13 protein-coding genes and 1 riboswitch are annotated in these 11,665 nt (G+C 64.4%); of the genes, 11 read left to right on the top strand and 2 right to left on the bottom strand.

Annotation, left to right across the window (positions count from 1 at the left end):
- Positions 1–95: 95 nt before the first annotated feature.
- Positions 96–194: riboswitch (SAM riboswitch) on the bottom strand.
- Between the two features lie 105 nt (positions 195–299).
- From AC4D14_RS10215 to AC4D14_RS10200, 4 genes are all read left to right on the top strand, one after another.
- Positions 300–773, top strand: coding sequence for a DUF6194 family protein (locus tag AC4D14_RS10215; RefSeq protein ID WP_490901972.1), 474 nt, complete (start codon positions 300–302; stop codon positions 771–773).
- A gap of 207 nt (positions 774–980) precedes the next feature.
- On the top strand, positions 981–2,075 hold the full coding sequence (locus AC4D14_RS10210) for a LolA family protein (RefSeq protein ID WP_490901971.1): 1,095 nt from the start codon (positions 981–983) through the stop codon (positions 2,073–2,075).
- Positions 2,076–2,139: 64 nt separating this feature from the next.
- Positions 2,140–3,093 carry an ABC transporter ATP-binding protein gene (locus tag AC4D14_RS10205; protein ID WP_490901969.1) on the top strand — a complete coding sequence of 318 codons (954 nt, stop codon included), beginning with the start codon at positions 2,140–2,142 and terminating at the stop codon, positions 3,091–3,093.
- On the top strand, positions 3,077–3,964 hold the full coding sequence (locus AC4D14_RS10200) for an ABC transporter permease (protein WP_490901968.1): 888 nt from the start codon (positions 3,077–3,079) through the stop codon (positions 3,962–3,964). Before AC4D14_RS10205 ends, AC4D14_RS10200 begins: the two co-directional genes overlap by 17 nt.
- A gap of 24 nt (positions 3,965–3,988) precedes the next feature.
- Here the strand turns inward: AC4D14_RS10200 and AC4D14_RS10195 are convergent, their stop codons facing one another.
- Positions 3,989–4,642, bottom strand: coding sequence for a DUF8548 family protein (locus tag AC4D14_RS10195; RefSeq protein ID WP_490901965.1), 654 nt, complete (start codon positions 4,640–4,642; stop codon positions 3,989–3,991).
- A 211-nt stretch (positions 4,643–4,853) separates the two neighbouring features.
- Here AC4D14_RS10195 and AC4D14_RS10190 point away from each other — a divergent pair, with 211 nt between their 5' ends.
- Positions 4,854–5,237 carry a PH domain-containing protein gene (locus tag AC4D14_RS10190; protein WP_490901964.1) on the top strand — a complete coding sequence of 128 codons (384 nt, stop codon included), beginning with the start codon at positions 4,854–4,856 and terminating at the stop codon, positions 5,235–5,237.
- Positions 5,238–5,300: 63 nt separating this feature from the next.
- The gene (locus AC4D14_RS10185) at positions 5,301–6,623 is read left to right on the top strand and encodes a GmrSD restriction endonuclease domain-containing protein (RefSeq protein ID WP_490901962.1); all 1,323 of its coding nucleotides are present in this window, start codon (positions 5,301–5,303) and stop codon (positions 6,621–6,623) included.
- 63 nt (positions 6,624–6,686) lie between these two features.
- Here AC4D14_RS10185 and AC4D14_RS10180 read toward each other — a convergent pair whose 3' ends face one another.
- The gene (locus tag AC4D14_RS10180) at positions 6,687–6,944 is read right to left on the bottom strand and encodes a hypothetical protein (RefSeq protein WP_490901961.1); all 258 of its coding nucleotides are present in this window, start codon (positions 6,942–6,944) and stop codon (positions 6,687–6,689) included.
- A gap of 268 nt (positions 6,945–7,212) precedes the next feature.
- On the opposite strand from AC4D14_RS10180, the gene AC4D14_RS10175 reads away from it, so the two are divergent.
- The 5 genes from AC4D14_RS10175 (at position 7,213) to AC4D14_RS10155 (ending at position 11,658) form a co-directional block, all read left to right on the top strand.
- On the top strand, positions 7,213–8,361 hold the full coding sequence (locus AC4D14_RS10175) for a ScyD/ScyE family protein (protein ID WP_490901959.1): 1,149 nt from the start codon (positions 7,213–7,215) through the stop codon (positions 8,359–8,361).
- Positions 8,362–8,598: 237 nt separating this feature from the next.
- Entirely contained in the window at positions 8,599–9,420 is an 822-nt protein-coding gene (locus AC4D14_RS10170) for a DUF4397 domain-containing protein (RefSeq protein WP_490901958.1), read from the top strand.
- Positions 9,421–9,498: 78 nt separating this feature from the next.
- Positions 9,499–10,236, top strand: coding sequence for a class F sortase (locus tag AC4D14_RS10165; RefSeq protein WP_490901956.1), 738 nt, complete (start codon positions 9,499–9,501; stop codon positions 10,234–10,236).
- An 86-nt stretch (positions 10,237–10,322) separates the two neighbouring features.
- Complete coding sequence (locus AC4D14_RS10160; RefSeq protein WP_490901955.1) at positions 10,323–10,892, top strand: RNA polymerase sigma factor; 570 nt, start codon at positions 10,323–10,325, stop codon at positions 10,890–10,892.
- 16 nt (positions 10,893–10,908) lie between these two features.
- Entirely contained in the window at positions 10,909–11,658 is a 750-nt protein-coding gene (locus AC4D14_RS10155) for an anti-sigma factor domain-containing protein (protein ID WP_490901954.1), read from the top strand.
- Positions 11,659–11,665: the final 7 nt, after the last annotated feature.

Raw genomic sequence — 11,665 nt, 5'->3', positions numbered from 1 at the left:
TGAATTATCGCCCGATGGAGGGCAAACAGGACAGCCAGTGACCGCCCGCGGACGTGCTGAAGCACGGCGGGGCAGACCAACGAAAGCGTGTAGCTTCTCCATCGGTCCTGGCAGTAGCACCGTTCTTCGCAGCTACACGAAGAGGGTTGCTGTGGCGTCGTCGATCCAGGTCTCTCGGCCACTCGGGATGGTTATGGCTACAGCTAACAGCATTGGAGCGCTCCTCCGCCACAGGCCCCGTCACAACCGGTCACGGGGTGGTCCTTTACCCGCGTTCCGGCGTTTGAAAGCATTATCGGGTGGAGGAAAACGAGATCATCGACTTCGTCTCAGACCTGGCCGGCGTCGTAACGCAGACTGCCGGGAAGGAGAACGGAGCACCCGAGGCAGCTTGGGGCGATACCTTCTTTTTCTACGACCCCAACGGTGATACCCCAGAGAACCGGCGCTTCCCCTTCGCGACAATTGTCGTCAGCGATTATGAAGGCTTTGATATGGCCTCGAACCTGAATCGGCCGGGCGTTTTCCGGCTCAATATTTCGGTGGGCAAGAAGGAATATGAGTTATTGACCGGACATCCCGCGACAGATCACGCCATGCACCTGGCCGACTTCGACTTCACAGCACCGGACCGCATCCTGCCGCATCCCGTCTACGGTTCGCAGGCATGGGTAAGCATCCTCAACCCTGGTGCCGCCACAGCCGAGCAGGTACGGTCTCTGCTGGTGCACGCGCACGGGATTGCCGTTCGACGCTACGCCCGGCGGCACTGACAACGCCTCTGTCTCTTTCCGCTGAGGGAGGTATCGAGGCTCTCGCCCGAAATCATCTGTCACCTGCACGGCCGGTGAGTGTGGGCCGGCAGAAGCAGGGTTACGGTGAGGGCAGGACAGGACCGCCCGAAACATCCTGCATCCTCCCAGCAAGCAGGAGTACCGTTAATGGGGCAAGGGGGCAAAGCACCGTTGGAAGGCAAGCTCATGGCAAAGAAGTGGCTCCGTTGGCTCCCCGCTGGCATCGTCCCGGCGGTGATCATAACAACGGCCGCCGTTGGCCCAACCCTCGCTGAGGCAAGCCCCCAGTTGCCGGAGAAGTCCGCCCAGGAGCTGCTCGAGCTCGTGGCCGACAGCTACGACAGCGCGTTCTCCGGAACGATCGAGCAGTCCTCCGAGCTCGGCCTGCCCGAGTTGCAGACCATGGGGCCCAGTGCCGGCAGCTCCGATGGCGCCTCGGCCGCCTTCGAACTGCTCACCGGTGAGCACACCGCCCAGGTCCACATCGACGGGCCCGACAAGGCACGAATCCAGGTGCAGGACCGTCTCGCCCAGCGCGACGCCATCCTCAACGACGACGACGTCTGGCTTTATGATTCCCGCGCCCAGGAAGCGACCCATGCTGTGCTTCCGGACCGCGGTGAGGTGCTGAAGCAGCTCCCCGCCGATGCGCCGCGTACCCCCGCCGACCTCGCCGAGAAGTTCCTCTCCACGATCGATCCTTCAACCGAGGTCACCGTGGGAGATAACGCCCGCGTGGCCGGCCGCACCGCGTACGAACTGGTCCTCACGCCCGCCACGGCAGACACCCTCGTCGGTGCCGTATCGCTGGCCGTCGACTCCGAGACCGGCGTCCCCCTCAGCTTCACCGTCTCCGCGCAGGGCCAGGCCGAGCCGGCGTTCTCGGTCGCCTTCACCAGCATCGACTTCGCCGCACCCGAGCAGAGCCTGTTCGAGTTCACTCCCCCGCCCGGTGCAACCGTGACCGAGGTTCCGGTCAAGGAGCACAAGGACCACAAGGCCCAGAAGTCCGACGCCGCCAAGGACGAGCCCACCGTCATCGGCGAGGGGTGGAGCAGCATCGTCGCCCTGCCGGCCGGTTCCGCGTCGGAGGCGTTCAGCGCGAGCCCTGAGTCCGAGGAGTCGGCCGAGGCGCAGGCGCTGCTGGAGCAGGCCTTCACCCCGGTGGACGGCGGGCGCGTCCTGCAGACCTCGCTTGTGTCGGTGTTCATCACCGACGACGGCCGGGTCTTCGCAGGTGCAGTCGGTGCCGACCAACTGATCGCTGCCTCACAGCAGTGACGCCATCGGCGCCGCAGGGGCAGGGCACCGGCCGACGTCGTCCGTTCCCGTCCGCGGCGCGCCCGTGAGCGCGCAGGGGGGCGGGCTCGCAATTGAAACCCGGGGGCTCACCAAGACATTCGGCCACCAGCGCGCGGTCGACGACGTCGGCCTGAGGGTTCCGCAGGGCTCGGTCTTCGGCTTCCTCGGTCCGAACGGTTCGGGCAAGACGACGACAATCCGCATGCTGCTCGGTCTCGCTTCCGCCTCGCGCGGTGAGATCGAACTGCTCGGCGGGGTGATGCCCGACGCGGCCCACCACGTCCTCCCCCGCGTCGGCGCCCTCGTCGAGGGCCCGGCCATCTACCCTTTTCTTTCGGGGCGGGCGAACCTCCAGCGGTTCGACGACGCCGACAGGCGCACCTCCCCTTCCACCCGCAACCGGCGCGTCGACGCCGCCCTGGAAAGGGTGGGCCTCAGCCATGCCGCCCGCAAGCCGGCCCATGCCTACTCGCTCGGCATGAAGCAGCGCCTCGGCATCGCCAACGCGCTTCTCACCCCGCGCGATCTGCTGGTGCTCGATGAACCGAGCAACGGTCTCGACCCTCAGGGCACCCGCGAGGTCCGCAGCCTCATCAGGTCCCTCGCCGACGGCGGCACGACGGTCTTCGTCTCAAGCCACCTCCTGGCCGAGGTGGAGCAGATGTGCACCGAGATCGCGGTCATGAGCGCCGGCCGCCTCGTGGCTCAGGGCACGCTCGATGATCTGCGGGCGGAGGGCACCGCCCGCGTGCGGGTCCTCACCCCCGACCCGGGCGCCGCGCGCACGGTGCTCGCCGGGCTGGGGCTCACCCCGGAACTCGACGGGCGCGACGACGTCGTGACGGCCGAGCTCACCGCCGACGGCCTCAAGCCCGAAGCCGTCAATGCCGCCCTGGTGCTCGCCGACGTCCGCGTGCGCGGCTTCACTGTCAGCGGCGCCTCGCTCGAGGAACGCTTCGTGGCGCTGACCGGAGAGGGGTTTGACGTTGCCGGCTGAATCAGCACCCTCACCGCACCCCCTGCCGCCCGCCGGGGCCGACCGGGTCCGTCCCTTCGCCGGGCGGGCGCTGCTCCGCTCGGAGATCACGGTCCTGTTCCGCCGCCGCCGGACGTGGGCGATGCTCGCCGCGCTGGCCGCGATTCCGATCCTCATTGCGGTGGTCGTGCGCCTCTCGGACGGGCCGAGCCCCGGGCGCGGGCCGGCCTTCCTCGCCAGCATCACCCAGAACGGGCTGTTCGTCTCCCTCACCGCGCTGACCGTCTCGATCCCGCTGTTCCTGCCCCTGACCGTCGGCGTCGTCGCGGGTGACACGATCGCCGGTGAAGCGAACCTCGGTACGTTGCGCTACCTGCTTGTAGCCCCGGCCGGGAGGGTCCGGCTGCTGCTCGTGAAGTACGCGGGGGCTGCACTGTTCTGCCTGGTGGCGACGCTCGTCGTCGTCGGGGTCGGTGCGCTGATCGGCGCCCTGCTGTTCCCGATCGGGCCGGTGACGCTGCTCTCCGGGGCCACGATCGGCTTCGGCGGGTATGCAGTCCGCCTGCTGCTGCTCGCGCTGTATGTAACGCTTTCGCTGCTCGGGCTGAGCGCAATTGGGCTCTTTATCTCAACGCTCACCACGGTTCCGGTTGGCGCCATGGCAGCTACGGCGGCGCTGGCTGCCGTCTCGCAGATCCTCGGCGCGTTGCCGCAGCTTGAGTGGCTGCACCCATGGCTGTTCACCCATTACTGGTTGGGATTTGCCGACCTGCTGCGAGAGCCAATCGTGTGGAACTCGTTTGGTGACAATGCGCTGCTACAAGGCGGCTACATAGCCGTGTTTGGCGCACTGGCCTATGGGCGCTTCAGCACCAAGGACATCTTGAGCTGAAGCGCCTTTGGGCCAGCTTCGGGTTTAGGGCTCCTCGTGGTCCAAAGCAGCCTCGCGAGTCCGCTCGTGATACCACAGTGCGTGATCCAGTTCAGTGACTCCGACCTTCAGTTCTCGCGCAGCGGCCTTGACCACATTTCGAGCTTCTGGGGAACCAACGTTCCGTCCAGTCGCTCGCGACACCAGCCGCACGATCCACGTATCCGCCTTCACCCCAGGCTTCCCAAGAAGCATGCCCAAGTAGTCCCATGTAACCGATCCAAGACCATGGACCGAGGTGTACGCTGCCTTCTGGTCGTGGTTTAGTGGGTCCAACTCCGCCGCAGTTCTCACGCCTGCCTGCACCAACTTGTTCGCCGCCTCCACGATGGCCGAGGCCTTTGTCCGTCCGCTCGTCAACTGGCCATTAAGGACAGCTTGAAGATCCCGCGGCGCGTGGTCGCCGAGCCTCGCAAGGCTGTTGGGAGAATGTTCATCGACAAACTCCTTGTAACGCTTCACCGCAGCGGGAATGCCTGCCTCTTCAGAACCATAGCTCGCACGGATGCTCAACACGGCGTCGATCAGGGCCGATTCGATCTGATCGGGCCACCCACCGGGCCATGGCTTCCATTTCTGGCGCGGCAGTTCCTCGTCAATTAGCTTCAATAGTGACGCCACATCGTTTCGAATCATCATTCCCCCATGTCCCGCTCGCGCGGTGAAATATAACCAGGTGCTCCGGTTGAGCACATGAAGAGACAGCCCGGACTGTTGCAATAGCCAATCAACCACGGATTACCGACATTAGGGGAAGAATTCGGGCGGAGATCGAGCAAGTCGGAGTTTTCGCTTATGTCGGAACGACCGCATATGCTGACTCAAACTGTCTATCACGTTGGGGGAAACAATGAGTCAGATTATTCACGACCGGCCGGAACAGCTTCAGATGATCCATGAAGGCTTGTTGCCAGGCGAGCAGATCATCGCGGTATACGACTGCATTGGCGTGGGCACCGGCTTCATCGGAATTACGAACCTCCGGGTGATCCTGCAGGACAAGAGTTTTGTCGGGAACCGCGTTGCAGTGACCTCAGTGCCGTATCGATCGATTCAGTCTGTGGCCATGCTTTCCAACAAGTCCATGCTCGGAAAGTTTTACTCTAGCTCTGCAATCGCGATTACTGCGGGTTCTAGGGTTATCGAAGCGGAATTCCGTGGAGACGGTAAGGCGAAACACACTCACGACGTCATCTTGTCGTTGATTTTGAGCACGCCGTCGGCAGGTCGCTGACCGCCACCTGCGGTTGTAGGATGACGACGCAGATCATTCGCTTTTCAGCTGGGGGACAATTTCATGAGCACACCGTCCGGGCATAACTCTGCCTTGCGTCAGTCGCCGGAGGGACCAAAACGGCGCAAGATCAATCGGTCCACCGCGATCGTCGTGGCGATTGTGCTCCTCTCAATCATCGTCTCTGAAATGGGCAACTTCGGTGGCGGCGCCCTCGGCTGCACCGCGCTGGTCTTCCTAGCGACAGGTATTTACACGCTGACCTCCGGGAGACCGTCCTGGCTGCGCCTGCCAAACCGGAAGGCCGCCGGCATAACCATTGCGGTCAGTGTGCTGGCCTTCGCCGCTGGTCTGCTCCTCAATCCTCCGGCCGACGCGTCGGACAAAACTGCAGCGGCCGAGAAGACCGCCATCAGCGCACCGACGGAAACGCCATCACCGTCGCCCACACCCACTCCGCGCCCGAGCACCGCCAAGGCATCGACGCCCAAACCAAGCCCAACCCCCGACGTCGCCCCTCTCGACACTGAGGAAGTCCCCGCCGTCGCTGTGCAGGACACCGACGCACCGCAGCGCCAGCCCGCCGCGGGAACCAAGGCGCTGGTGCTCTTGGAAACCCTGCCCATCAAGGGCCGTGCGCCGAAGACCGGCTACGACCGGGAGCTATTTGGGACCGCGTGGGCGGATGTCGACCGTAACGGCTGTGATACCCGGAACGACATGCTCCAGCTTCAGCTCCACGACATCGTTTTCGCCAACAGTGTCCCCTGCAAGGTCGCGTCGGGCGTACTCGACGACCCGTACACGGGCACCACAATCCAGTTCATCCGGGGCCAGGCCACAAGCTCGCAGGTGCAGATCGATCACGTCGTCGCGCTTTCAGACGCGTGGCAGAAGGGCGCCCAGCAGCTCACAGCCGAACAGCGCATTGCGTTTGCCAATGACCCCTTGAACCTCCAGGCGACGGACGGACCCACCAACCAGCAGAAGGGCGACGGCGACGCCGCCACCTGGCTGCCGCCAAACAAGGCATTCCGGTGCACCTACGTCGCCACGCAAATCTCAGTGAAAGCGACCTACGGCTTGTGGGTCACCCAGGCCGAACACGACGCCATGGCGTCCGTCCTTGGTTCCTGCGGCGACATCGACGCTCCAACCAATCAACGGCCTGTCGTCGAACAGCCGGATCCCGCCCCCGTCGCACCCGCTCCTGAGCCCGCACCCGTTGTCCCGGCGCCGGTCGCACCCGCTCCCGCGCCGGCACCTGCGTCCTACGCAAATTGCGCCGCGGTCCGTGCTGCGGGGATGGCGCCCATCCACATCAGCCAGCCCGGTTACGGAACCCATCTTGACCGCGACGGCGACGGCTGGGGCTGCGAAAGCTGACTCTGCGCACGCCCAACGCGTCCGGTCCCGGTCTTCCAGACGCCTCGATGGTGCCGGCGGGTGTCACCACCACCGGTGCCGGCAGTCCTCGTTCTGGCACTCCCATGCGGGCGTGCCGAATTCACGCTCGCCGGTTTTCGGGTTGATCTGCTCACGCATCTCGAGGCAGCAGCCCGCGAACACCGTGTTGGGCATTGCTGCTTGTGCATCGGGCAGGATCATTCCGTAGGCGATCGGCCAGCCTTCTGCCCGACAGATCGGGCAAAGCCGCCTCGTCCGCTTTGGAACCGGTGCACTCACAGTGCCGGTTTCATCATTCATCCCCACACCGTAGCGCCGCCCACACACTCCTGAGCGCGTTCTTTCTGCTGAAACTTTTTGTAACTGGCAATGGGCCCCCAGATTCGGCCGCTCACGAACCGAAATTCGGGTAGTCACATCGTGGACACTGCATCGGCCCGGTCGTAGCATGAACCGGTGCCGCCCTTCCGGATGCTCGACGGGCCGCCGTGCGCCAGTGGGTACCACTGTTCGGTTGCTGGGACCGCTTCACCGTGTCTCGCCGTCATACGCAGCTGAGGAAAAGCACATGAAGGCTAACACCGCGCGACTTTTCACAACGACACTTCTAACCGCGGCCCTCACCGGAACCGGCGCCGTTGCCGGAAACGCAGGGCCGCACCACCACCATGACGGGTGGACAGTTACACCGGGAGAGCAGACCGAGCTCGCGAACGGCCTGGTGAGCCCGCTGCGCGTCGCCGCAGGGCGGGGCGACACCACCTATGTCACACAGAACTTCGCCGGGCAGCTCACACAGGTGGACGAGGACGGAACCACCACCACGCTTGTCGACCGCCCCGGCATCGAAATAGGCGGTGTCTCAACGCGGGGCCGGACCATCTACTTCACGGAGAGTGTTGGCGGCCCGGGCGAGACCCGGCCGCTGGTTGCCAACGTCAGCGTTCTGCGGGACGGCGAGACGGAGGTCCTTGCCGATCTGGCCGCTTACGAGACGGAGAACAACCCCGACGCCGACGCCGAATACGGGCTCCGCGACACCCCGCAGGAGTGCTTGGACCAGCTTCCCGAGGATCTCGCGCCGTTGGCGGGCCCGCATGGCGGCGAAGTGTATTCACATCCGTTCGCGACGGCACCGGACTGGTCCGGCCACACGATTTACGTCGCCGACGCCGGCGCCAACGCGATCCTCGCCGTGAACACCTGGAACGGGGAGGTCAGCACCGTCGCTGTCCTCGCACCGGTCCCGACGGAGGTCACCGCCGAGAAGGCAAAGGAGTACGGCCTGCCGGACTGCACGGTCGGGGAAACTTTCTACTCCGAGCCCGTACCCACGGACATCGAACTCGGCCACGACGGGTATCTGTACGTGACCTCGCTGCCGGGCGTCCCCGAAGGCGTGACGGCGGGATCGGTCCAGCGGGTTGACCCGTGGTCGGGCGACACCGAGGTTGTGGTCAGTGGGCTGCAGACCCCGACCGGCCTGGCACTCGACCGGCGCGGAAACATCTTCATCGCCGAACTTTTCGCCAACCGGATCTCCGTGGCCGCCGCTGGCTCAGACGAAGCCGTGCTGTTCTTGGAGACGGCGCTGCCGGCCGATGTTGAGGTGGATAGGAAGACCCTGTACGCGACGACGAACGCCCTTCCCGCACCCGACGCTCCCCCGAACGGCCTGCTCGTGGAGATCGAACTCGAGTACGAACACAATCACTGATTGAAGGAAAGAAGCCGCACCTTCCGCCCAACAGCGGAGGTGTGGCTTCTTTCATGTGGTTTTGGTTACGAGCGCGAAGCGGGGTTTCCACCGGCACGATCAAGCAGGACTCCGACGCCGTCGGGCCTTCATTTTCAAATCTTTTCCTGCAATGTGCATCCAAGCGGGCACCTGGGTCGGTAGTACCGGTTGTAAGGATTAGTGAAGCTCCTTCGGGAGCTCGAATAAGGAGAGACCATGCGAAAGAGCTTTTACGCAGTAGGTGCGCTTGCGGCACTGGGCGCCGGCACTGTAGCCGGACCGGCAGCCGCGACCGAAACGGCGGACACCGCGCAGTTGTCCGTGCTGCACGCTGTTCCCGACCTCACGGTCGACGTGTACGTCAACGGCGAACTGACACTCGACGATTTCACTCCCGGGACGCTTGCAGGTCCCCTCCAACTTCCCGCCGGTGATTATGAGCTGGCAGTGACCGCAGCCGATGCGGCCGACGCGAGCGAGCCGGTGATCGGACCCGTTCCTGTCACTCTGGGGGCCGGCGGTAACTACACGGCCACCGCGAACCTCGACGCCGAGGGCGCTCCAACCGCCAACTTCTACACCAATGATGTTTCGGCGGTCGAGGCAGGCAAGTCGCGGCTCACCGTCCGACACACGGCGGCCGCACCCGCGGTCGACGTGCTGGCTGGTGGCACTCCCGTTGTCGAAAACCTGAGCAACCCTGCCGAGGCGACACTCACCACTGACGCCGGGACCATTTCGGCAGTGGTTGCCGCCACAGGTACCACCGATCCCGTCATCGGCCCGGCTGACCTGACCCTTGGCGAAGGCGCGACGACGATCGTCTACGCCTGGGGCAGCCTCGAGGACGGCAACCTCGCCCTCGCCACCCAGGTGATCGAAGGACATCACTCCGATCCTGCTGCCGTCCCGGGCGCGCAGGCCGGCCCCGCTTCACAGGGAAACAACGGCATGCTCCTCGGTGCCGGAGCAGCCGGACTGGTTCTCCTTTCAGGTGCCGCCGTGGCTGCACGGATGCGCACCCGCACCGGCAACTGACCGCAGCGGGCGGGGCGGGAAGCCCCTCCATCTTCCCGCCCCGCCTTGCTGTTCACCCTCCAACGAAGGCGAAAGACCTTGAACCGCATCCCGCCACGCTTCACCGCCCTGCTTCTAGCTACGTCATTTGGCCTGCTCAGCACAGGATGCGCGGAGCAGACAGCAACCCCGGTGCCGGCAACCACTCCCGCGACTGTGGAGAAGTATGCCGACCCGCAGCCCGACCGGACCTCTGATGCGGGCCCAAGCACGGCGACCGCCGACCCGCCCGACGCTAAAGTCAAGGCCCAGGCCGGAGCCAAGGACGCCGCTGTGGCCGGAGCCGCGGCCGCGGTGCCTATTCGGCCAGCCACCGCTGCCCAGGAACAGACAGCACCGCGACCGGTTTCCCTGGACATCGAGGGCACTTATATCAATGTCGCCGTCATCGAGGTGGGAATCGCCGACGACGATGAAATGGAGATCCCGGAGAGCTTCTATGAGGCCGGATGGTATCGATTCGGTCCCGCCCCCGGAGCTGCGGAGGGCAACGCCGTCCTGGCGGCGCACATCGATATCGGCACCGAGCAGATGCCGTTCGCCCAACTGAAAGACGTACCGCTCGGAACACTTATCACCGTCGGGCGTGAAAATGCCGAGCCCGTCCGGTACCGGGTCACTAACGTCGACAATGAGCCAAAGGCGTCGCTCAACACCGACGAGATCTTCCGCCGTGACGGCGCACATCAATTGGTCGTCGTCACATGTGGCGGCGAATGGCTCGCAGAAGAGGCGGATTATGAGGATAATGTTGTGCTGACGGCGTCCCTGCTCTGAACTATCTGCGGAGCTATCGCGTGGACGGCGGACCAAGGGTCATTCCGGGGGCAGTGGTTCAGCGCCCTTTCCCAAAGGAGCGCAATGTGTCCTCTCGAGACCCCGACGAAGCCAGGTCCTTGTGGGCCGAGTTCTCGGCCGGTGGCGAAGAGGCACTAGCCCAGGCGTACAAGCAGTTTGCGCCGCTTATCTTCAGTGTGTCGCTTCGCTCGCTTGGTGACCGACATGCTGCTTCCGACGCCACCCAAGAGGTCTTCATTCGGGCCTGGCGCTTTCGGGTGAGCTACGATCCCGACGCCGGTAGCCTGCCAGCTTGGTTGCTCGGGATCTGCCGGAACGTGATCTCCGACGCGCAGGCGGCACGGCACCGACTGCACCGGATTGACGAGATGGCTCACGCTGTTGAGGCCCGTGATCCGTCTGAGCATGGCGGGGATTATGTCGATAGTATGGCGAATCGGATCGTCCTCGACTCGGAGCTGGACCTGTTGGGCGAACCGCAACGCTCAATCCTGAAACTGGCGTTCTACGAGGACCTCACCCACCAACAGATTTCCTCGAAACTGGAGCTACCCCTGGGGACCGTCAAGAGCCACATCCGCCGGAGCCTCACCCATCTACGCAGCCGATTGGAGGCCTCGGATGCAGCACCTTGATCCAGAATCCATCAGCTTGGCTGCCCTCAACGAGCCGCTCGACGCCGCGTCGACGGAGCACCTCGTCGGGTGCGAGGTGTGCGCCGCGGAGCTTCGCGACCTCAGGAGCGTTGTCGACGCGGCACGGGGAGGAACCACGAACGACGTGCTCGAATCTCCAGGCCCAGAGGTATGGGCAGCAATTCACAGCGAACTTGACCTGAAACCGTCCTTGCGCGCAGATCCCCTGACTGCCGGAACGCACGCAACTATCGAACGGCCCCGCGCATCGGCAGAATTACCGGCCACTGTTACAGCTATCGATACCCACCGCGCGAAACCGAAGACATTCCCCACCAGATATCTGGTGGCAGCTGCCGTCGCCGGCGTTTTGGTAGGTGGAGGAGTCGTGTGGGCGGTTCAATCCATTCTGCCGCCGACGTCGCAGGAGACTATTGCGCGGGCCGAGCTGGAGCCCCTCGAGAACTATTCGGGCGAGGGAAGTGCCACCGTCGTCTCAGCAGCCGACGGTGCCCGTACCCTGCAGGTGACCCTGACCGCGGAAGGGGCAAACGGCTATCAGGAGGTATGGCTGATCGCTCCCGACCTCAGCCAGATGTACAGCCTTGGAGTCCTTCGCGAGGGAGAAGGATCCCTAACCATCCCGGACAGTGTGGATCTGTCGGGGTTTCCAATCGTCGATATCTCGGACGAGCCACTCGACGGCGACCCCACCCACTCGGGCGTGAGTCTGCTGCGCGGGAATCTAACTACAACGTCCGGATAGCTCCACC

The organism is Arthrobacter sp. TJ-254, from assembly GCF_058269175.1.
Note: the sequence above shows the minus strand (reverse complement) of the source record. Positions and strands in the feature narration are given on the sequence as shown.

What these genes read in the sequence shown, in the direction of transcription:
- AC4D14_RS10180 (WP_490901961.1), bottom strand. Translation starts at nt 6,944, where the DNA reads ATGAATGATGAAACCGGCACTGTGAGTGCACCGGTTCCAAAGCGGACG.
- AC4D14_RS10195 (WP_490901965.1), bottom strand. Translation starts at nt 4,642, where the DNA reads ATGATGATTCGAAACGATGTGGCGTCACTATTGAAGCTAATTGACGAG.
- AC4D14_RS10175 (WP_490901959.1), top strand. Translation starts at nt 7,213, where the DNA reads ATGAAGGCTAACACCGCGCGACTTTTCACAACGACACTTCTAACCGCG.
- AC4D14_RS10170 (WP_490901958.1), top strand. Translation starts at nt 8,599, where the DNA reads ATGCGAAAGAGCTTTTACGCAGTAGGTGCGCTTGCGGCACTGGGCGCC.
- AC4D14_RS10190 (WP_490901964.1), top strand. Translation starts at nt 4,854, where the DNA reads ATGAGTCAGATTATTCACGACCGGCCGGAACAGCTTCAGATGATCCAT.
- AC4D14_RS10210 (WP_490901971.1), top strand. Translation starts at nt 981, where the DNA reads ATGGCAAAGAAGTGGCTCCGTTGGCTCCCCGCTGGCATCGTCCCGGCG.
- AC4D14_RS10185 (WP_490901962.1), top strand. Translation starts at nt 5,301, where the DNA reads ATGAGCACACCGTCCGGGCATAACTCTGCCTTGCGTCAGTCGCCGGAG.